Source organism: Brevibacillus sp. FSL K6-0770, from assembly GCF_038000275.1.
GTDB lineage: Bacteria > Bacillota > Bacilli > Brevibacillales > Brevibacillaceae > Brevibacillus > Brevibacillus parabrevis.
In genome coordinates this window covers 3,950,129-3,969,673 of the sequence record NZ_JBBOBQ010000001.1, presented here as the reverse complement: position 1 = coordinate 3,969,673, position 19,545 = coordinate 3,950,129, and the positions used below count along the sequence as shown (strand labels likewise).

Annotated in this window: 26 protein-coding genes; all 26 read left to right on the top strand. The window is 48.3% G+C overall.

The window, feature by feature from the left end:
• Position 1 precedes the first annotated feature (1 nt).
• Positions 2–1,555: a phage portal protein gene (locus tag NST23_RS18755; RefSeq protein ID WP_340964319.1), complete on the top strand. Its 1,554-nt coding sequence runs from the start codon at positions 2–4 to the stop codon at positions 1,553–1,555.
• Positions 1,552–2,460 carry a minor capsid protein gene (locus NST23_RS18750; RefSeq protein WP_340964317.1) on the top strand — a complete coding sequence of 303 codons (909 nt, stop codon included), beginning with the start codon at positions 1,552–1,554 and terminating at the stop codon, positions 2,458–2,460. Before NST23_RS18755 ends, NST23_RS18750 begins: the two co-directional genes overlap by 4 nt.
• Before the next feature lie 51 nt (positions 2,461–2,511).
• Entirely contained in the window at positions 2,512–2,745 is a 234-nt protein-coding gene (locus NST23_RS18745) for a ribosomal-processing cysteine protease Prp (RefSeq protein ID WP_340964314.1), read from the top strand.
• Positions 2,720–3,412: a hypothetical protein gene (locus NST23_RS18740; protein WP_340964313.1), complete on the top strand. Its 693-nt coding sequence runs from the start codon at positions 2,720–2,722 to the stop codon at positions 3,410–3,412. The genes NST23_RS18745 and NST23_RS18740 overlap by 26 nt, the downstream gene beginning before the upstream one ends.
• A gap of 14 nt (positions 3,413–3,426) precedes the next feature.
• Entirely contained in the window at positions 3,427–4,413 is a 987-nt protein-coding gene (locus NST23_RS18735; RefSeq protein ID WP_340964311.1) for a phage major capsid protein, read from the top strand.
• Positions 4,414–4,443: 30 nt separating this feature from the next.
• Positions 4,444–4,617 (top strand): hypothetical protein, encoded by a 174-nt coding sequence (locus NST23_RS18730; RefSeq protein ID WP_005836794.1) that lies wholly within the window; start codon positions 4,444–4,446, stop codon positions 4,615–4,617.
• Positions 4,601–4,918 (top strand): DNA-packaging protein, encoded by a 318-nt coding sequence (locus tag NST23_RS18725; protein ID WP_340964309.1) that lies wholly within the window; start codon positions 4,601–4,603, stop codon positions 4,916–4,918. The genes NST23_RS18730 and NST23_RS18725 overlap by 17 nt, the downstream gene beginning before the upstream one ends.
• Positions 4,906–5,292 (top strand): hypothetical protein, encoded by a 387-nt coding sequence (locus tag NST23_RS18720; RefSeq protein ID WP_340964308.1) that lies wholly within the window; start codon positions 4,906–4,908, stop codon positions 5,290–5,292. The genes NST23_RS18725 and NST23_RS18720 overlap by 13 nt, the downstream gene beginning before the upstream one ends.
• The gene (locus NST23_RS18715; protein WP_340964306.1) at positions 5,292–5,786 is read left to right on the top strand and encodes an HK97 gp10 family phage protein; all 495 of its coding nucleotides are present in this window, start codon (positions 5,292–5,294) and stop codon (positions 5,784–5,786) included. The genes NST23_RS18720 and NST23_RS18715 overlap by 1 nt, the downstream gene beginning before the upstream one ends.
• Entirely contained in the window at positions 5,779–6,246 is a 468-nt protein-coding gene (locus tag NST23_RS18710; protein ID WP_340964305.1) for a hypothetical protein, read from the top strand. Before NST23_RS18715 ends, NST23_RS18710 begins: the two co-directional genes overlap by 8 nt.
• Positions 6,236–6,439, top strand: a complete 204-nt coding sequence (locus NST23_RS18705; protein ID WP_340964302.1) for a hypothetical protein — start codon at positions 6,236–6,238, stop codon at positions 6,437–6,439. The genes NST23_RS18710 and NST23_RS18705 overlap by 11 nt, the downstream gene beginning before the upstream one ends.
• Positions 6,440–7,852 carry a phage tail sheath N-terminal beta-sandwich domain-containing protein gene (locus NST23_RS18700; RefSeq protein ID WP_340964300.1) on the top strand — a complete coding sequence of 471 codons (1,413 nt, stop codon included), beginning with the start codon at positions 6,440–6,442 and terminating at the stop codon, positions 7,850–7,852.
• A gap of 11 nt (positions 7,853–7,863) precedes the next feature.
• Positions 7,864–8,274: a phage tail tube protein gene (locus NST23_RS18695; protein WP_340964297.1), complete on the top strand. Its 411-nt coding sequence runs from the start codon at positions 7,864–7,866 to the stop codon at positions 8,272–8,274.
• Between the two features lie 38 nt (positions 8,275–8,312).
• Positions 8,313–8,744, top strand: a complete 432-nt coding sequence (locus tag NST23_RS18690; RefSeq protein WP_340964294.1) for a phage tail assembly chaperone — start codon at positions 8,313–8,315, stop codon at positions 8,742–8,744.
• A gap of 200 nt (positions 8,745–8,944) precedes the next feature.
• On the top strand, positions 8,945–11,296 hold the full coding sequence (locus NST23_RS18685; protein ID WP_340964292.1) for a phage tail tape measure protein: 2,352 nt from the start codon (positions 8,945–8,947) through the stop codon (positions 11,294–11,296).
• A gap of 50 nt (positions 11,297–11,346) precedes the next feature.
• Positions 11,347–11,607 carry a selenium-binding protein gene (locus NST23_RS18680; protein ID WP_340964291.1) on the top strand — a complete coding sequence of 87 codons (261 nt, stop codon included), beginning with the start codon at positions 11,347–11,349 and terminating at the stop codon, positions 11,605–11,607.
• 53 nt (positions 11,608–11,660) lie between these two features.
• The gene (locus tag NST23_RS18675) at positions 11,661–12,233 is read left to right on the top strand and encodes a hypothetical protein (RefSeq protein ID WP_340964289.1); all 573 of its coding nucleotides are present in this window, start codon (positions 11,661–11,663) and stop codon (positions 12,231–12,233) included.
• Positions 12,234–12,243: 10 nt separating this feature from the next.
• Entirely contained in the window at positions 12,244–13,233 is a 990-nt protein-coding gene (locus NST23_RS18670; protein ID WP_340964286.1) for an XkdQ/YqbQ family protein, read from the top strand.
• Positions 13,230–13,655, top strand: a complete 426-nt coding sequence (locus tag NST23_RS18665) for a DUF2577 domain-containing protein (RefSeq protein WP_340964283.1) — start codon at positions 13,230–13,232, stop codon at positions 13,653–13,655. Before NST23_RS18670 ends, NST23_RS18665 begins: the two co-directional genes overlap by 4 nt.
• On the top strand, positions 13,652–14,092 hold the full coding sequence (locus NST23_RS18660; protein ID WP_340964281.1) for a DUF2634 domain-containing protein: 441 nt from the start codon (positions 13,652–13,654) through the stop codon (positions 14,090–14,092). The genes NST23_RS18665 and NST23_RS18660 overlap by 4 nt, the downstream gene beginning before the upstream one ends.
• A complete protein-coding gene (locus tag NST23_RS18655; RefSeq protein ID WP_340964279.1) occupies positions 14,089–15,198 on the top strand; it encodes a baseplate J/gp47 family protein in 1,110 nt (369 codons plus the stop codon). Before NST23_RS18660 ends, NST23_RS18655 begins: the two co-directional genes overlap by 4 nt.
• Positions 15,195–16,199, top strand: coding sequence for a putative phage tail protein (locus tag NST23_RS18650; protein WP_340964276.1), 1,005 nt, complete (start codon positions 15,195–15,197; stop codon positions 16,197–16,199). Before NST23_RS18655 ends, NST23_RS18650 begins: the two co-directional genes overlap by 4 nt.
• 90 nt (positions 16,200–16,289) lie before the next feature.
• A complete protein-coding gene (locus tag NST23_RS18645) occupies positions 16,290–16,673 on the top strand; it encodes a hypothetical protein (RefSeq protein ID WP_340964275.1) in 384 nt (127 codons plus the stop codon).
• Between the two features lie 18 nt (positions 16,674–16,691).
• Positions 16,692–17,690, top strand: a complete 999-nt coding sequence (locus NST23_RS18640; RefSeq protein WP_340964273.1) for a hypothetical protein — start codon at positions 16,692–16,694, stop codon at positions 17,688–17,690.
• A gap of 20 nt (positions 17,691–17,710) precedes the next feature.
• The gene (locus tag NST23_RS18635) at positions 17,711–18,847 is read left to right on the top strand and encodes a hypothetical protein (protein WP_340964271.1); all 1,137 of its coding nucleotides are present in this window, start codon (positions 17,711–17,713) and stop codon (positions 18,845–18,847) included.
• 22 nt (positions 18,848–18,869) lie between these two features.
• On the top strand, positions 18,870–19,541 hold the full coding sequence (locus tag NST23_RS18630; protein WP_340964268.1) for a hypothetical protein: 672 nt from the start codon (positions 18,870–18,872) through the stop codon (positions 19,539–19,541).
• The last annotated feature ends 4 nt before the right edge of the window (positions 19,542–19,545 follow it).

Genomic DNA, 19,545 nt, shown 5'->3' with positions numbered 1-19,545 from the left:
CGTGCAAACAACGCTGCTTGAGGAGTTTTACGAGGAGAATAAAGCCAACAACACCTGGCGTTGGGTAACCGATCTGATTTCCAAACACAAGCAAAAGGATTATTCCCTGATGCGCAAGTACGTCGATGGTGACCACGACATACTGAAGCAACCGGAGGAAAAGGGCAAGCCAAATAACCGAATCGTGGTAAACTTCGCTCGCAAAATAATCGACTTTGGGACTGCTTACATCGCGAGCAATCCAATCCGTTATACCGCCAACGTCGAAAAAAAGGGTATGAATGAATTTGCGGAAAAGCTGCAGGCGGTTCTAGTAGACAATGATGAAGAGAGTTTGTCCTACGAATTGATAGAGGACGGCTCTATCGATGGAGAGGTTTTTGAATACTACTATTTTGACGAAGATGGTCAGATTTGCATGACAGAGTTCAAAGCGGATGAGTGCATTGCTGTTTATGACACAACAGTGAAGGCAAAGCTGATCGCAGTCATCCGGCATTATTATCTGACCGACATGCAGCGAAATGAAAAAAGGCTGATTGTCGAGGTGTATGACGAAAACGAGATTTCCTACTTGCAGCAGGAGGGCGCCGCGCTCGTTCTGGATACAAGTAGAGAGGTCAATCCGGTCGCCCATCAGGTGACTGTATTAGCCAAGGACCAAGATGGGAAGCTCCAGCAGAAACCCATTGTTCCTTGGACACATTACGTGAACCGTCGGCGTAAACATCAGCAATACCGTGACGATGGATTGATTGAAGGCATGGGGGATCTTTCCGATCTGAAGAACCTCATGGATGCGATGAACAAAGCGATAACCGGAAAGGTAAACGTCCAGGAATACTTCAAAAATCCGAAGGTGCTGTTTGAAGACCTCGATTTGGACGAGTTACTGCTTTATGACGAAGAGGGAAATCTGATCACCGACATGGAGAGGAAAAAGCAATATCTTGCGAAAATGTGGGCAACCTCTCAAATCCTCATCGGAGGTAAGGCGGTGCCTATCACGTGGGACCTTCAAGATACACACGAGGAAAATACCATCAACCGGCTGATTGAATCCCTTCTCGATCAATCTGGAACACCGCATCTTCGGCCTGATCAAGTGGGCTCCGCGCCTTCTGGCATTGCCTTGAAAATCATCTTCTACCATGCTGACATCAAAGCTGGCTTGAAAATGCGTCAATATGGGAAAGGATTCAGAAACCGTATCCGTATCCTGACGGGCATGCTGAATGCCAAGTACAAAAAGCAATGGGACTATCAAAATATCGATATCCGGTTCAGCAAAAACATGCCTGTCAACCTGGTAGAGATGGTCGATATCGTGACCAAGCTTGTCGGCCAGGTATCGCATGAAGAGCGGTTGGCACTCCTGCCATTCATTGATGATCCGAAAGCTTCCCGCGACAAGGTTCTGGCCGAACAGGAAGACGAGTCCAAGCGCCGTATGGCGTTGCTTGATCCTATGGCTGTAGATGAAGGGGATGATCCTGGCGGAGACGGAGTCGGAAATGATGATGGCGGGAATGACCCGCAGGGTGATGCTGCATGAGCAAAGAGGAACGCTACCAAGAGGAGTTAGAAGCCCGGATCCATAAACACGGCGTCAAGCTGAGGAAATTGTTTACCAAAGCCAATAAGAATATCGTGCAAGAGATCAGCGACCTATATGCTCGTTATGCAGAAAGTGGCGAAGATTTGGTGTCGCTGGTTTACAATGCGTCTCGACTAGATCAGATAATGGCTAGCGTCAAAACTATCCTACATGCTCTACGTGTAGAAGAGGAGCAGCAGCTGCGCATCGTGTGGGGCGAAGAATACAAGCGAAGCGTTTACCACCACCTGTATTTTCTTGAACAGGAGCTACAGGTAGGAGTAAGACTCCCACAGGTCAATTCAAGTATGGTGCTTGCTGCAGTAGAACGTCCATGGCAAGGCAGACATTTCTCCAAACGGATTCGTATGCGAACTGATCTACTGGCTGCAGCGATGGAGGATGTCATTACGCAGGGTGCCGTTCAAGGGTGGGGCGTTACCCGTACAGCAAAGGAAATCACCTTCCGAACGTCAGAAAGTTGGTCTAATGCTTTGCGTTTAGCTCGCACTGAATTAAATCGTGCAGCAGCTCAGGGACAGACAACAGCGTACCAGGCTAACTCGGATATTGTTAGTGAGAAAGAGTTTAGCGCCACCTTGGACAAGAGGACTTCTTCACAATGTCGCAAGTTGGATGGTAAGAGGTATCCATTGGACTACGATACTGCGGACAACCCAGGGCGCGAAGGGGAACGCATCCCGAATCATCCAAACTGCCGGTCCTATTGGCGACCTGTCATGAAGTCGAGAGTCTTGGAGAAATTGGAACGTGAGCGTTCTTATCGGATCGGGAACGAGCGAGGATACACATCAGCTCGAACATACAAAGAATGGGCAAAAGCAAAAGGTTTGCCGGAGTAGCATCACGGAATCGTGGTGTTTTTTTATTGCCTGAAAGGAGGCGAGGTCGATGTGATCAGAATCAAGGCGTTTTTGGATAATGGGGAAATGAAAATCGAAGCAGTTGGTCATGCGAATTATGCCGAGCATGGGAAGGACATTGTCTGCGCTGCAATCTCCACCATCATGCAGACAGCATTGTTGGGTATCCAAGCTGTTGCACAGCAATATCCCGAATACGTTTCTTTGGAAATTCAATCTGAGGAAGGAGAAAGTGAACATGAAAAAGATGCAATGGAGCTTTAAATTTCAAAGATTCAACGAAGGAGGTGGTGCTGCCGGCGGTGACAGCGGGAATGGAAGTGGTCAAGGTGGACAGGTCGGGAACAATGGTGGTGGTACCGGAGCAGCTGCTGGTTCCAATGGAGGAGGCGATCAAACAGCTGCAGGAGGCGATAAGGGAGGGGACGGCAGTAAACCTGCGGTAGCTTTTACCTCAAAAGAGGAATATGATTCCGCGTTACAAGGAGCAGTCAGCGACTTCCTCAAAGGCTTGGGCATTGAGAAAGTGGACGATCTGAAAGGGATTGTTGATGCCCATAAACAGCAGCAGGAAGCGCAAAAAACGGCGGAGCAAAAGCTGGCAGAGCGAGAAACCGACCTGAAGACCGCCAATGGGACCATTCAATCCCTGCGCATTGAAAATGCCTTTATCGTGGAAGCCATTAAACAAGGCGTTGATCCTGATAAACTGGCTGATGCGATCCGATTGGCTGAACTGACCAAAGTCGAAGTAACTGACAGCGGAAAGATCAAGAACATCGACAAACATGTGTCCGAGTTGATCACGTCAAAGCCTTGGCTCAAATCAGATGGTACACCCCGGGGCACCACACCACATGCCAAGCCGTCAACACAACAAAAATCAACGATTCCAAATATTACTGACCTGCGAAAAATGCAGCGTATCTAAGGAGGAACCTATCCATGATGAAAAAGCAAATGAGCGTAATGCCGGTAATAGCTATGACCGCAGCCTTTTCGTTTGACATTCAAAAATTTGCCGAAGGTGCTACCCTCAGCACGGAACTGACCGGCTTGATTCCTGATGAAACCGCAACGGATATCGTCAAGGACGTGGTTCGCGGCTCAGCGATCATGAAGCTTGCCGATTTGGAACCGATGACCACGGCCACAAAGAAGATTCCCGTCTTGCTCGATGGCCCGGGTGCCTACTGGGTCGGTGAGGGAGAGCGTATCAAAACATCAAAGGCAACCTGGGCACAGGTAACGCTGCAGGCGAAAAAACTGGGTGTCATCATTCCGATGTCGAAGGAAGCACTCAACCGCCCGCGTATTGACGTTTTCGAGGAACTGAAGCCCTACATCGCGGAAGCATTCTACACCAAGTTGGATGCCGCTGCATTCATCGGTACGGAGTCGCCGTTTGCAACAAACATCCTGACTGCTGCGGTCAACTCCGGCAACACCTTTACCCGCGGATCGGTAGCAGGGCAAAATCTCGCGGATGACGTGAACAGCGTTATGGCCTTGATTGAAGCTGATGACCAAGAGCCGCGTGCATTCGCTGCCCACTTTGGCCTGAAATCTTCTCTACGCGGTCTGAAAAACAGCCAGGGCGATCCGCTCTATCTGACTTCCGTCCGTGAAGGGGTTGCCGAAGATTCTCTGTACGCTCTGCCGATTGAATACTGCCGCAATGGTGCATGGGACAAAACAAAAGCGGATCTTATTGCGGGTGACTACAAAAAGTCCAAGGTCGGGATTCTGCAACAAATCGAATATGAAATCCTGAAAGAGGCTACCTTGCAAAGCGTAAATGCTGCAGATGGTAAGCCTCTTTCTCTTGCTGAGCAGGACATGGTTGCACTGAAAGCAACGTTCCAAGTGGCATTCCTGGTAGTCAAAGAAGCCGCGTTTGGTGTGCTGCGTCCTGCCGGCTTTGTAGGTTAATCAATTCAGTGAGAAAGGAGTTGCCCCACAATGAAAAAGCCAAATGACATCCTTGTGATCAGCAAGGGCAAAGAAAAACTGAAAGTCAGTCGCAAGGCATATGAGGTCATATACTCCCAGCATGAATACAAGATTGTGGATGACCCATCCGGGGATGACGAAGGCGGCAGTCAGGCTGTGACGACCGATGACAATCCTCAGTAACGAGCAGCTGCTGGCTCATTTTCCTGAATTGGTTTCTTTACCGCAGGACAAGCTGAGCTCCGTTGTCCTGAATGCAAACATCTATGTACTGGGTCAGGTGAATCTACCTGACCCAGTGCCTGAAGAATTGCGATTGGCTACGGCCATGGTTGCGAAGGATATGGCGCAGGAAAAGCGTGTAACCAGCGTAAAGCAAGGGGACTATCAGGAGTCAATCTCCTACTCGTCAAACGATCCGAAGGTGCAGGATATTCTCTTGAAATACAGCAAGAAAAGGGGGCAGAAGCTGTGGATGATTTGACCGAATACAAACGGCTTCTGTGCCACTCATTTACCCTTTTGGATGTCGAGGGGGAGATTGACCCCTTCACCGGAGGAAAAGACCGCTCAGAATGGCGCACAGTAGCCCAGAACGTGCCTTGCCGGGTTTCTGGTTCCCCCGGTCGCATTCAGCAGCTTACAGGACGGCAGGCAACGTCTCAGGACTTCCTTCTGCATACCCTTCATGGCGGGATGAAAGCTGGGATGCGTATTCAACTTGAACAGCCTGAGTTCTCCGGGCTTGTCTATCAAGTTGGACTGCCTTATCCCGTTTACGGAGCTGCTGGATTGCATCACTACGAGGTTGTGATCAGCCTAATCGATGCGGCAACCGGAGAGGAGCCTGAAATCTAATGGCTACCGTCAACAAAAAGGACTTGGAGCGCCAGTATCGACGACTGAAAAAGCAAAGCAAACGGGAAGTCGAAGCCGCAATGGATCGGGTAGCCAGAAAGGCAGGTTTTCAAGTTCTGAGAGGTGCGCAAGATCGCGTTCCCGTTCGGGATGGCGTCCTTCGAGCATCGCTCATGATCGGGAATCCAGACAACATTTTCGACATGTATCTTCGTGGGACAAAAGTGGAAATTACTGTTGGGACACATCTTGAATATGCAAGGTACGTGGAGGAAGGATTTACGCAACGTGCCGGACAATTTGTACCGGGTTATTGGGACGATGAGAAATTTGTTTATGTTCCCGGATATTCTTCCGGTATGGTGCTGAAAGGCAAACGTATTCCGGGGGTACGATATATGGCTCGTTCTGAGGCAGAGGTTGAGTCCATTATGGATGCACTGGTGAAAGAAGAACTCGACGAGTTGGCAAGGAGGTTGTTCCCTGATGGGTGATGACGTTCTCTCTGTGCGTCATTGGCTGTATTCATTGACCCATATAGAGACGGAAGTGCTTCGAAAGCCGAAAGATTTCTCCCGCCCCATGTGGTTTGTGGAGGAACCGCAGCGCATCCCCGAACCCCGTCGTGCTGATTTTTACCGAGAGAGAGGGACGATGAACTTTGTTCTTCTAGCCAAAGAACAAACTCAACTGGCCCACGTATCAGAACAAATCAGACAGGATCTCGCTGACAGGCGTTGGACGTTGCCTCTTTACAACTCTTCCAGAACGCTTGTTGGGTACCTTCGAGAATGCCGACTTACATTGAGTAGGCCGGATGGGCTGGATTGCTCGATGGAAATGAAATATACCGTTTATATTCCGTACACACCGATCGACTACGACCCGTTGGAAGTGATTCATATCCGATATGATCCTACCTTGAAGAAAGGAGGGAAACCAAGTGGCACGTAGAACAGGCGCTGACCAAGATGGCGAACAACAAGCTGTGAAATACGCGAAGGAACAAATCATGAAGGTGGCAGAGCAGAAGTTCGGCTTGAATCGGACGGAAGCAATCGCTGCCTTTTTTGATGCCCCTGACGAATTAACCGTCGAAGAGGCGGAAGAGTTCGTAAAGAAGTTCAAGGAAAGGACGGTGGAATAAATGTCTGGTAAATACCAACCGGGGGAAGAGAAGGTGCTTTCCGGTGCCTACTCTTTCCTCAAATCTTTTATTGAAGAACAGACTACAGCCGGGTTACGTGGAAAATTCGCGCTGCCGATCGTTGCTGATTGGGGGCCGGTCGGAGAGTTTATCACGGTTCGCAATAAATCGGCCGCAGAAAAGATATTCGGCCAGGTTGATGACTTCGACTTAGTATGGGCAGCGGACCCGCAACCAACTGAGGTGCTGCTTTATCGTGTGGCGGGAGAAAGCGCGAAGGGTGCGAGTGCGACGTTGAAAAACGGTGCGACTGACGTCCTGAAAATAGAGGCGAAGTATAAAGGCGCGCTTGGCAACAGCCTGAAAGTCGTTGTTCAACCCAACCTAATGGATAACACCAAACGGGATTTGCTGGTCTATAAAGACGCTGAACTGGTTAACAGTCAGACAGGTGGCACAGTGGATGAGCTGGTCGCTGCATTTGCTTTCAGCGATTACGTCGTTTTGACCAAACTGGCAGATCAGCTGCCCGATTCAACCGCGGGGACGAATTTAACCGGTGGAGACAGCGGAAAGAGTGTGGAAGCCACTAAATATACCGCCTATCAAAACGATCTGGCTACCCAAAAAGGAAAGTTTGGCGTTTTCACATTGGGGATTGCCGATCCGGCATTGAATGCAGCCGCTCAGGATTGGGCGGATCAGCAAAACGTCCTCGGGAATTACATCAAATTTGTATTCGGTGGAGACTCCACACGTGATCAGGACAAAGCGGCGATCAAAAAGGCGTCTACCGATGCAAACAACATGGTTGTGGTGAATGTCGGCAACGGCTTCAAGTGGAAGGGCAAAACCTATCCAAGCGCAAAAACAGCGGTGTTTATTGGCTCGCTTATGGCTGCTATGCCCTTGAACTATACGATGGCCCTCTACGTGACCAAGTTTGAAGCACTCACCAAAGAATGGGATGAAACCGAGCTGATCGAACTAGTGCAATCCGGCACGCTGATGCTCAACATGGATAATGGCAAGGTCATTATTCAAGAGCCGGTAAATACGCTTACAACCCCGGGTCCCGATCAATCCAAAGACTTCGGGAAAATCCGTGTGGTAGATACCTTCCATTCGATCATGTATGCGGAAGAAGAGGCTGGCAAGGAGTGGATTCGACAGCAACCGAACAGCAACAGTCCAGCGAGACGTGCAGCCTTCTGTCAAATGATAAAGGACTCTGTGCTAAGACCGTTGGCAGCTATTGAAGTTATTGCTGCGGATTACGAATACATCGAGGATCCGGAGTATCACGGTCCAGACCCGATTTATACGCCGGCAAGAAACGCAGGTCACTTCATTGCGGGCTTCAGACATCAGGATGCACTCGAGAAAATTTACACCTATAACAAAGCGAAGTGAGGTGACATCGAATGAATAAGGATGCACAAACCTTTTCTGGTGTTCATGGTCATTTTTATGACCAGAACGGAAATGAACTGAACGAGTGCATTGGATTCGAACTCAACGAAGAATTTGATAAGGCTGAAAGTAAAAGAGCTGGACGTCTTCGCAAGGGGCATCGCATTGTTGCTTCTTCCGTAAGCATGACGGCAACATTTGAGCGAACTTCCAATGTGCAAAAGATCATTCAGGCCATCGCGAACAATCCAGAAAAGAAGATCAATTTCATTGGGGAACTGGATGATCCAGTCGCGGGCAAATATCGGGTTGCTGTAAAAGGGTTCTTGCCCGATTCTTTAGCACTCGCAAAATGGTCCCATGGTGAGTTAGATGAGGACACGAGCTTAGAAGGTACGGTTGACGATTACGAATTCATTTAAAATTAATGGGGATATATTCCCCCTACGGAGGGATATACATGAGTGATTTTCTCACGATGGAAGAGTTTCTTGGTATGAATACTCAAACAGAAGAGAAAGGGGAATGGGAGTGGAAACGTAACAACGTTAAACTCCCTATTCGATCTGTTCCAGGGGATGTGTATTACAGGTCGCGTAAGAATGCAATTAAAGTATCTGTTACTGGAAAAAAGAGCAAGGCAGAGCGCAAAGTGGATTTCGATGATCTTCGCTATAAAGCAGAGATTATCATCGCTGGAATTGATACGGATCGCACTAATTTCCGAATTGATTCACAGCAAGTTCTAGCAAAATTTAATAAGCTGGCTGCTGTTGATGTAGTTCCTTGCATGTTCCGACCAAATGAGATTGATTCGTTGTATGAGGCTATCGCAGAAATTAGCGACTTCGCGGAAGACGAGGAGGCGGAGGAAGAAGTAAAAAACTCATAAAAGAGAGCCCTGAGCTGGCTCTCTATTCTTATATTTGGCAGGAAAAAGGCATGGTGCCGTCTGAAATCCTAAACCTACCGGAACGAGAGAGACAATTTGTTCTCGTTTCCACCGTTTTGGAAATTGAGAAAAGGGCTGAGCAGGCCAAGAAGGTGGAACAAGCAAAACGGCGGCGCGGAAAGGGAAGGAGGGGATAGTGAATGGCTTTGACGACCACCTTAGAGTTTCAAGATAAAATGACTCGCCAATTAACCAATCTCCTTCGTAGTATCCGAGGGCTGTTGAATGGCTTAGATGATGTAGAAGACGTAGCCGGTGATGTAGAGGATGCTCTTGATGATTTATTTGATGACTTTGATCTTGGACCAATCGAAGATTTGGATGATGCGCTCAGTGATGCTGAACGGGAGGCCGAACGACTCAGAAGGGAAATGGATGAGGTGGATCGTGCTGAGGGTGAAATTGACACTCAGGAAATTTCACGATTAGAACGAGCCTTACGTGACGCCGCGAGGGCTGGAGACGAGGTATCTGAGTCTTTGGATCATGTTGATGAAGTAGCAGGTCACTTAGAGGTAATTGGGGGGATGGCAACAGCAGGTGGAGCCGTAATTACAGCTGGTTTGACTGCTGCTGCAGTTTCTGCACATGGAATGGATCAGGCGCTTGGTATCCTTCAAGCAAATGTGGGTGCCACGGATCAAGAAATGATCGGCATGTCGGAGACAGTAAAAGAACTGTTCTCTACTGGGCTCGTGGAAACTCCCTTGGAAGCTGCAGAAGCATATGGCCGACTTCGCCAATTGCTTGAAGGTACAGACGATCAGATAGGGAAAGTCGCAGAAGGAGCTCTGGCGCTTGAAAAGGCGTCTTTTGGGAACCTTGATCAAGCTGGAATAGCCAAAGCCTTAGATATGATGCAGGGACAATGGGCGACTGACCCCATTAAAGGGTTGGATATGATTGCAACTGCTTACCAGCGTGTTGGTGATAAAGCTGACGATTTACTTGATACGGTTTGGGAGTATTCCGGTCAATTTAAAGAGGCCGGGTTAAGCGCCGAACAGATGATGGGAATGTTTGTCGCCGGAGCAGACAAGGCGTTCAACTTTGATAAGCTTGGTGATGCTTTCAAAGAGTCGTTCGGTATTCGTCTAAACAAGGCACTGGATGAAAATGCACTCGGAGCCCTTGAAGGTATCTTTGGAGAAGATAAGCTGTTTAAAATGCTTGACCAGATAAAGGCTGGAGGCAAGGAAGCTGAGCAAGCAATAATGACCATTACAGCTGGTATAGCAGCCATTCAAGATCAAGGGCTGCAAGATGATGTTTTGGGTAGCGTTTTCGGCACTCAATATGAGGACGTGGGCAGAGAAGCGTTGCTTGCAATGCTAGATGCTGGACCTCTTGAAGGATTCGCCGGGAAAACAAGCGAAATCGTGGATCAGGTAACCAACGAGTGGCAGGCAATGGCAAACGAAATGAAACTGGCTTTTGAACCTGTCGGTGAATCGGTTTTGGAGGTAGTTAAGCCGGTAGCTGGCTTCTTAGGTGCTATGATAAAAGGGATTGGCAACTTCACAAAGGAGCATCCATTTATCACGAAAGTAGCTGTTTCGTTTTTGATGGTGGTTGCAGCTCTTGCAATGGCGGTCGGTCCATTAGTGCTATTAGCTGGACTTTGGGGGCCGATAACCATTGGATTGAGAACTGCACAGGTAGCTATGATGGGCTTTGGGATTTCGTCACTAACAGCACTTTGGCCTATTCTTCTTATCGTCGCTGCTGTAATTGCGTTAATCGCAGTCGGATGGTGGTTATACGAGAATTGGGATTTGGTAAGTGCCTATTTAGTAGCTGGATGGGAATGGGTGAAGGATGCTGGAATAGCAGTGTGGGATGGAATTTCTGCATACTTTGGAATGTTACTTGAATTTTGGAAAGGGCTCTTCACAGCGTTTACCCAATTTATTACTGGGGATTGGTCAGGGGCATGGGATACCATTAAGGAGACATTCTTTAATGCTTTTACTACTATTGATGGCTGGTTTGACGGATGGATAAGCGGTCTATTCGACAGCGGTCAAAAAATCATCAGTACCATTGTAGATGGAATATTGTCAGTAAAGGACAAAGTTGCAGATGCTCTATCCAGTGTATTTGAATGGGCTGATCAGTTTTTACCACATTCGGATGCACAAATGGGTCCATTTTCTCGCCTTACTGACAGTGGTATGGCAATTCCAGAAACGATGGCTATGGGAGTGGCTGCATCGGAAAATGTACTTGCTGATGCGATGAATGGAGCATTTAGCTACGTCCCAAGCTATACACCATCTCTGGCGAATACTCTAGCAACACAATCTTTCACAGACGGACAATCAGCAGGTGATACTTACGTTGAGCTCCAACAGACTGTTCAAGTAATCGTTCAGGGAAGTAACGTCAGTGATCCAGACGAGTTAGAAAGGATGGCAGAAAAAATTGCAGAAATTGTTGCTGAAAAAACTGGTCATATATTCTCAGGTACTGGTGTCACTGTCCTTGAATAACAGGTAAAATATTCCCATTACAAAAAGTTTTTCAAATGGGGGGCTTTCATATGGGGATCTTTGCAGCAAAAAAGGATTCAGAGTCAAAAACCGATATGCTCGTTATAACCTCTGACAAGCTTAATCGGGACTATGAGCCAATAGGAACAGTGTCAGTCGCATCTGCGAAAATTTCAAGCGACTTGGACGTTTTTATTAATATGCTCGCTGAAAAGGCTAAAGAGCAAGGTGCAGATGCAGTGATTTGTTTCAGATATCACTTAAGTGGAGCAGTGCATATCGCATACGGAACCGCAGTAAAATTCAAGTGAATACGAGGCGCTCTATAAAAGTAGAGCGTCTTTTCTTTTTGGAGGTCGGTGATATGAAGTACAAGCACCTTGAGTTTTGGTTGACGTGGAATAATAATGCCGAAAAGCTACGGCTGCCGATCCTGCCGCCGAAAATCTCCGTGAAGGTGGGGCATCAGTACACAGATATCAATTTAGTCGGGATTGGTGAGGCCACCATCATCGGAGATCCTTCACTCGAAGAATACTCCTTCTCATCTGTCTGGCCAGAACAATACGACTCGGGTATTTGCGATTATGATGGATTCCCTTCCCCAGAAGAGTTCGGTGAAACGATCAAGCGCTGGAAGAACTCAGGCTATCCGATCCGCTTTACAGTTACCGGCAGCTCTATTAACACTCCGGCCACCATACGAGACTTTTCTCACGAGTGGGATGGATTTGACATAGAATTCAGCCTGACTTTGAAGGAATACCGCTTTATTACGCTGGAGAGCACCAACGTGAACATTGCTTTTCAGACGGTGAACGGCGGGAAAATACGTCCGGATACTCGCTCAGCCAAGGTATCGTCTACAAAGGAACAAGAAAAAGAGAGCTTGGTCGACCAATACCTTTCCCGAGGGAAGCCAAAGCTGAAGAAGTGAGGTGTCCGCCATGCAGCCCAATTATCGATACGAGATTCGCATTCAAAAGCCTGGTAAAACGGCTCAACGGATTCCTTTCACCGAAGCGACATGGTCGGGAAGTCGGCAAGAAGCAAAGCGGACGTTGACGGTGAAAACAAACAGGGGACGGGATAGGTTCTGGCCAAAGATAGATGTTGAAGAAGGCGACTTGATGGAACTGATCTCCTATTTTACTGGCGCGCCTCGTTCACTTTTTACTGGCATGATTGTAGATCTCCGGAAAACATCAATGGGTGATATCAATCCCGTCGCGTATGATCTCGGCTTCTACCTTCTGAATAACGACGTGGTGGAGGTCACAACTGGAGAAAGATCCGATGCGCTGCTGACAAGGATGTTCCAGCAAGTGGGCATCCCAATCGGTCAAATCGGCCCGATGCCATACGTTGAGAAACAGGTCATCCGAAAAAGCCTTTGGGATGCGGTGGTGGACATCTTAAATCAGGTGTATCGCAGCAGCGGAATTCGCTACTGGTGCTGGCTTGAGCAAGGTAAAGTGTTTGTGGGAACCCAAAGGGGCCAGACAAAGCAGTGGAAGATCAATCAGGGCATCAGCCTACTCGATGCAAGCCGCAAACGCTCCATCAGTGAAATGAGGACGGCGGTCAGGGTGGTAGGCAGCGACAATGAGAGCAGCGCGATTCTGTATGAGCAGGTGGATCAGACCAACGCCAAGCGGTACGGCAAAATGGTCAAAGTGATCGAAGTTCAGGATGAGAAAAAGGGGACAGCATCGTCTCTTGCAAAGCAGGAACTGAGCAACCTGAACAAGGTAAAGGACGAAGCCTCCGTTAGCTCGCTGGGCATCGATGACATCATTGCCGGTACAAAGATCGAGGTGTATGAGGAAATCACGGAGCTGAACGGGATTTATACTGTTTGGGGCGATAGCCATACGATTCGTCCAGGCTATCATGAAATGAAGTTACAGCTGCAAATGGAGGTGAGCGGTACGTGAATGGGTTTCAAAAACTTGCCCATGTGCTTGGAGGGCCGAATAAGTCAGAAGCAAATGCTATCCCGAAAGAAATGCGCCTTGAACTGGCTACCATTCAGACACCGCCCCCCAACCTATCAATCCTTATCGATGGCATAAACAAACCATTTGGTAAGGATTTTCTTATGATTGCTGAGCACCTTACAAGGCATTCGCGGATCGTCACAATCATTCATGAAGAGCAGAAAGAGCGTAATCTGGGGGACAAGACGGAAAAGGATTTACTAGATACCGATGACGATTCACCTTCACCAGAGCTCACAAAATTCACTTACAACTTTGTGGAGATGAAGTTTGAGGATGTGCTGAAAAAAGGGGACAGGGTCCTTGTTGCTTCAGTTGGTTCGCGTTATTACATCATCGATAGGGTGGTGCGGCCATGAGCATTTTCCCTGAAATTATTGAACAGGTTGAAAAACCGCAAGTAACAGAAGAGCAGCAACAACCCTCTCTACGTACTTACGCCTTTGACATTGAGCAGGGAGAATTTCTCTTACACCCGAACGGTAAACCAATCATTATCGATGGGATAGAGGCTCTCCAGCAGAATGCACAGAAGGCGCTGAGCACGGATCGCTACATCTACCCTATTTATACATCCGCTTACGGCCATGAATTAAAGGAGCTGATCCGGGGAGAAGGTACTCGGGAATGGAAACAGGCAGAAGCAAAGCGCCTCGTCAGGGAAGCTGTGGAGTTTCTGTATGGTATCGATCGATGTGAGGGCTTCTCATTTGAATGGATTGGAGCAGGCCTGAAAATAGGCTATTTGCTGGTCACAGATCAGGGGCTGATCCCGCAGGAGGTGATAATCGAATGATGACAATTCCAACCGAAGACGAAATTTTTAACAGGCTTGTGGCAAAGTACCTGTCTATCGCTGGGCCCATGAATGTGGAGGAAGGGAGTATCCCGTATGACTTCCTAAAAGTAGACGCCATGGAACACGCCGAAGGATATCGATTTATTTTGGCTCTGTATTACGCGCTTTGGGTGGAATATGCAGAGGGCGAGAACCTTGACCTTGCGGTAAGCACTCAGGGGATTACACGTAAGCTGGCAACAAAGGCTAGGCTCCCTACACCACAATTAAAACTGACGGGGATTCCCGGAGATAAGATTTCTTCCGGATTTCGTTTCATGACAGAGGGAGCGGCCCCTCTGTTTTTTGTTGTCCTGGAGGATATAAATCTGGATGGTTCGGGCGTTGGAATGGGATTGCTGCAGGCAGAGGAAACAGGCCTGAAAGGTAATTTGAAGGCTGGAACGAAACTCTTGCCTGTCCAAACCATTAACGGATTGCAATCGGTTGAGCTCCTGGCAGATTTGGAAGGCGGCACTGATGAAGAGTCCGATCCAGACCTTCGGAACCGATACTGGCAAAAGGTGCGGCGCCGAGCGACATCCGGGAATGCCGCTCACTACATTGAATGGGCTTTGGAGGTCCCGGGAGTTGCTGGCGCGCGGGTTTTTGAAAACCTGGATGGCCCAAACACCGTTCGAGTGGTGCTGCTCGGCCAGAATGGTACCTCTCCGGACGAGACGATTGTGGAAGCAGCTCGGGCACATATCCAAGCGAATCGTCCGCTTGGTCCCGGTGATGATGGAATCTTCGTGGTTGCTGCAACGCCCAAAACATTCAATTTCTACGCCAAGGCCAAGCTGGCAAAGAACTTCGAACTTGCCACCGTGACAACAGCTTATGAGGCTTCATTGGCCGAATACCTGTTGGACCTTCTGGAGTCGACAGATGCCGAAGAAACGATTCGTCCGGTCGTATGGACGAAGGCGGGCGCTCTCCTCTTGGGGATTAAGGGTGTCGATGACTACGGCGGGTTGACCATCAATGGAGTGGCAGGAAACAGCACTTTCGGACCCGACGAAGTGCCTGTTCTTGGTTCCGTTACGCTTGAGGTGATGGCATGAGTCAGTGGCTTATTTTCCTCATACCGCCTTATTACAGGAAGTCGAAAATTACCAATGGCATTTTGGGTGCAATCGAGAGTGAATCGGATAGACGTGTTGAATTTGCGCTGGACGTCATTCAGCAAGGGAATCCCATCCTTGCCACATGGGGGCTTTCGGAATGGGAAAGACAGTTAAAACTCCCACCAGTACCTGAAGGGACAGCGGTGGAGACACGGCGTGCAAGGGTTCTGTCACGACTCAATATCCCTCCGCTTATCACTCCGAGAGAAATGGAGAGGATCGTGGCAGGATTTACGACAAGCGGAAGCGCGAAGGTAATTGAATATGGGCGTGAGAAACGCTTTGTCATCCAGGTCGACATTGATGAATTACTTGATTTTCATCAAATGGTTGAAGAGGTAAGGGTAATGAGGCCGAAGCACCTTTCCTTTGAGGCGCGCCTCGGTGTTGGGCATGAGATGCTGCCCATCGATCACGTGATTGCCTCGCGCATCCATATGACGATCACCACACGACCGTGGGCTCTTTCGGGAGGGAGATCAGGCAGGCCGTTATATTTTGATGGCAGTATCCGGTTTGATGGCAACTATTTTTTCACTGGTTATGACAGCAATGATGGCCCCGGACATGAGGTTAAAGTGCGTTTATATCAAAATGTGGTTCATGCTTTCGGTGTGTTCACCGAATTTTCAAGCCCTACATTCGATGGCCGGAACTCTTTCAATGGTCAGCTGACATTCAACAGCGTTCCGCAGCCATTAGCGATTCCAGTCAAGCACGGGGGAATAACGCGAGCAATGATTAAGGCTGCAAGTGATATTCCCCTGCTTCACCAGGTCGCTAATAGGGTGAAAATTAAAGCTCAAACAGGTGCAGCTATTTTTAATGGCAATCAGACATTTAATGGGGAAACCACGTTTGAGCAAACCTTTTACAAGCAGCCAGCAACTCTTCGAGTGAAGAAAAATGGTGTGGTGACGGAGGTGGTAAACATATGACCAAAGAAGCCGACAGCAAGATGGAGCCCAAATATACGACAACCATGCGAGTCATAAAAAATGGCGTGGTAGTAGAGGAGGAGAAAGAGGATGGCAAATAGCGTAACGACGACTAAGGCGCGCGAGAAATTTGCGAAGGCACACGCTGGTGACGCGCCGTTGCCGAAAGTCACCCAGGTAGGATGGGGGACTGGCGGCCACGATCCAGCGACCCGGGAACCAATTGCTCCTGATGGGAGTGTGAATGTGATTCCGGGCGAGGTAGTCCGAAAAAACATCGACGGCCATAGTTTTCCGGTCAGCACTACCCTAAGATTAGCCGTCAGCGCTACCTTTGCTGAAACGGGGAGTGTGGAAATCAGCTGCTGCGGCTTGTACGATGCGGCCGGCGATCTGGTTGCTTGGAAAACATTTAAGCCAAAGGGGATGGATGCAGAAACAACCCTTGAAATCGATTGGGACGAACAGTTTTAAGAAAGGGGGAAGTAGCGAATGGCAGATCATCCTATCCATAATCCTAAAGACTATAGTGAAGTTTTGCGTCAGCTTCTTACCACAGACCCTGTTCATGCAGATACGCTCAACCCACTGTTCGAGCGATTGTTGAACAATGACGCGTTTATCAAAGCTGCAGCGGATAAGGTAGCAGCCGACCTAACGACACACGCCGCAGCAGCAAACCCACACGCTGTTTATTTGCTTAAAAGCGGCGGAACCATGACCGGAAGCATCACATTCCAGGACCTCCTGGAAGGGGTTGTTTTGGCGGCCGGCGGACAACTAAAGGACCAGGCAACCGGAACCGTAATTAATGCAGCAGAGGGGTCACTTACCGTAACGGACGAGACAGGAGCTACATCGCTCTTTGCAGTTTCAAATGCGGTGCTAAAATACCTGAACAACACGATTCTCCACAGCGGAAACCACAACAACACTGGCGACCCACATCCGCAATATGCCCTAGATACCGATTTGGCAAATTACGTTCCAAAGACACCTGCCGACACCCGGAATACAACAAAACTTCCAGGCGCATATGCCCAGGGCATTACGCTGGAATTCACAAGATTGGTCGACCTCGGAATTAAGACTGGGACACAGTACGGATTGGTCGCAACGTATAAGCCTTGGACGGACGATAGCGGCGGACCGGTTCATCAAATGTGTTTTTCAGACGATTCCACTTGCCTAATATGGCATCGGACAGGAACGACAGCAGCAGGATGGTCGTTTTGGAAGCCAATCGGTACAAACAAATTGCGTTACTATACAAACGGAGCGGCTGACGCCAATGGCAAATACGCTACCATCGATTACAAGAGAACAGATGGTTCCTTGTATGCAAGAGTAGTGCATTCTAACCCGGACGCAAACGGAAACTACCTAACCGTCGTAACAACGTACTATGGACCCGACGGAGTGACAGCCTTGGGAACAGAGCGAGTGGACCGCACGTTCGATGCTAATGGTGTGATGACCAGCGAGGCGTAAGAGAAGGGAGGGGAATGAGCATGTTTAATGCAATGTCATTAGCTGCTGATGCGGCTCAACGCGGAGGACATGTAGGGGCTGGATTCAGTAAGGGTTCTGTGATCCCAGTAGAGAAAACAAGCGTAGGAAAGCCAGCAGTTAAATTCGTTACACCAGCATCTTCTCAATTTCAAGTATTGGGTTATGATTGGGACGCAGATGGCAATATGTACGTTTTGAGATTCAACAGCAACAACCTGTATATTTATCTGACGAAATTTTTACCGGATGGCACAGAAAGCACCTCATGGCAATTAAGTACAGGAAACTCAGCAGCAAAACCTTTTAACTTTGCTATGACCGCAACAACCATCTATTTCTGCTTTCAGGGGTATCTATATAAATTTACTCTTGATTTGTCGGTAGCACCGACAACGACTGTATTGCCGAATATTTCAGGCGCACCAAACATCAACCAGAGTGCAACAGTGCAATGGGTGGGGTTGGTCGTAGATGAAGCGAACAACTGCTTCTACACCATCTATAATGGCGACACATATTTGCGCAAATTCAGATTATCGGATTGCGCAGCATTGTGGGCAACGAATATCTCTCAATGGAGCAACGGCTACTGGGAACAGCAGATTACCCTCAACGGGGACAAAAGTGCTGTTTTTGTCTCGGGTAGGGGCGTTAGCGGCGGCGAGCAGACAATGTGGCGGGTTAGTTCGGCTGGCGTGATTACACACACTCTCAAAGTCTCTAATGATGGGAACAGTCCAAACGGGAGACATGGCGTGAACCTCACACCAGATGGAAATTACCTCCTATATGGGGATTGGTATGGAACAACCTCAGCACAAGTCCTGAAGATCAACCAGGCTAACTTAACCATCGCGGAGACATGGCCATATGCATATGCACATGCTGCTATCCAAGATAAGAAGGGCGATCTGTACTTCTTCTCCCTTGATACAGGCGGTAACCCTGGTACCATCATAGAAAAATTTGATTCAACCAGGGCAACTAAGAAATACAGCGTGTATGGGGCGACATATCGAAGAATGGCGCTTTGCAAGTTGAACGAAAAGTTGGGGCTTCTGGGGTATGTCAATGATTCATATGGCAGCTACAATACAGGAGTTTCATCCGCAGTCGTGGCAGTTAAAATTCTGTGATCGTACAAGGAGGAAATAAATTATGATTCATTTCACTTATCGAATGATTGACGCGAACAAAGCAGAAATTGAAACAGTTTATAACATTGATCCGCCCAAAGAAGCATTGGATAGATGCGTAAAGTATGATGGATCAGAGCTGCCGATGCCGGAGAACATCCCTGCAGGTAAGGGTTTCCGTCGATATTACTATCCTGTAACAAACACTTTTGATTTTGAGTTTTTCGATAGACCATTAACTCCAGATGAGCAACTTGAATTACTCCAAAAGGAAACAAAAGTGGATGTGGCTTTGGCTCAGAGAGAGCAGGACATCCGTGAGCGCATTGCTACAGGTGAGATCAAAGCATCCACTTTTTCTTCCCTTACAGCAGAAGAGCAGGATCTGGTAACGCTGGTCCTGTTTAAAGACTACTCCCCAGCAAAAGAGGAAATTCCGAAAGCACTGTCAGCCGTCGAATTTGGTTTGGTGGTGCTTTTTAAATTGCTGGGCAAGGCAATCGATCGCACAAAGCTTTCTGCTGAAGAACAGCAATATCTGGACGCGATGCTCACGACCATTAACCTTAACGACATGCCGATCAATGATACGAACGATTGGCGCTATCAATATTTCCACCAGCAATTCGAAAAGACACAGCAAAACCGGCAGGACTACTACAACGCGAAAATGACTGTAACCGGCACCTGGTAGGAGG

Coding starts and splice junctions, on each gene's coding strand:
- NST23_RS18750 (WP_340964317.1), top strand. CDS start 1,552: ATGAGCAAAGAGGAACGCTACCAAGAGGAGTTAGAAGCCCGGATCCAT.
- NST23_RS18740 (WP_340964313.1), top strand. CDS start 2,720: ATGAAAAAGATGCAATGGAGCTTTAAATTTCAAAGATTCAACGAAGGA.
- NST23_RS18735 (WP_340964311.1), top strand. CDS start 3,427: ATGATGAAAAAGCAAATGAGCGTAATGCCGGTAATAGCTATGACCGCA.
- NST23_RS18730 (WP_005836794.1), top strand. CDS start 4,444: ATGAAAAAGCCAAATGACATCCTTGTGATCAGCAAGGGCAAAGAAAAA.
- NST23_RS18725 (WP_340964309.1), top strand. CDS start 4,601: ATGACAATCCTCAGTAACGAGCAGCTGCTGGCTCATTTTCCTGAATTG.
- NST23_RS18715 (WP_340964306.1), top strand. CDS start 5,292: ATGGCTACCGTCAACAAAAAGGACTTGGAGCGCCAGTATCGACGACTG.
- NST23_RS18710 (WP_340964305.1), top strand. CDS start 5,779: ATGGGTGATGACGTTCTCTCTGTGCGTCATTGGCTGTATTCATTGACC.
- NST23_RS18700 (WP_340964300.1), top strand. CDS start 6,440: ATGTCTGGTAAATACCAACCGGGGGAAGAGAAGGTGCTTTCCGGTGCC.
- NST23_RS18695 (WP_340964297.1), top strand. CDS start 7,864: ATGAATAAGGATGCACAAACCTTTTCTGGTGTTCATGGTCATTTTTAT.
- NST23_RS18690 (WP_340964294.1), top strand. CDS start 8,313: ATGAGTGATTTTCTCACGATGGAAGAGTTTCTTGGTATGAATACTCAA.
- NST23_RS18685 (WP_340964292.1), top strand. CDS start 8,945: ATGGCTTTGACGACCACCTTAGAGTTTCAAGATAAAATGACTCGCCAA.
- NST23_RS18680 (WP_340964291.1), top strand. CDS start 11,347: ATGGGGATCTTTGCAGCAAAAAAGGATTCAGAGTCAAAAACCGATATG.
- NST23_RS18675 (WP_340964289.1), top strand. CDS start 11,661: ATGAAGTACAAGCACCTTGAGTTTTGGTTGACGTGGAATAATAATGCC.
- NST23_RS18670 (WP_340964286.1), top strand. CDS start 12,244: ATGCAGCCCAATTATCGATACGAGATTCGCATTCAAAAGCCTGGTAAA.
- NST23_RS18660 (WP_340964281.1), top strand. CDS start 13,652: ATGAGCATTTTCCCTGAAATTATTGAACAGGTTGAAAAACCGCAAGTA.
- NST23_RS18655 (WP_340964279.1), top strand. CDS start 14,089: ATGATGACAATTCCAACCGAAGACGAAATTTTTAACAGGCTTGTGGCA.
- NST23_RS18650 (WP_340964276.1), top strand. CDS start 15,195: ATGAGTCAGTGGCTTATTTTCCTCATACCGCCTTATTACAGGAAGTCG.
- NST23_RS18645 (WP_340964275.1), top strand. CDS start 16,290: ATGGCAAATAGCGTAACGACGACTAAGGCGCGCGAGAAATTTGCGAAG.
- NST23_RS18640 (WP_340964273.1), top strand. CDS start 16,692: ATGGCAGATCATCCTATCCATAATCCTAAAGACTATAGTGAAGTTTTG.
- NST23_RS18635 (WP_340964271.1), top strand. CDS start 17,711: ATGTTTAATGCAATGTCATTAGCTGCTGATGCGGCTCAACGCGGAGGA.
- NST23_RS18630 (WP_340964268.1), top strand. CDS start 18,870: ATGATTCATTTCACTTATCGAATGATTGACGCGAACAAAGCAGAAATT.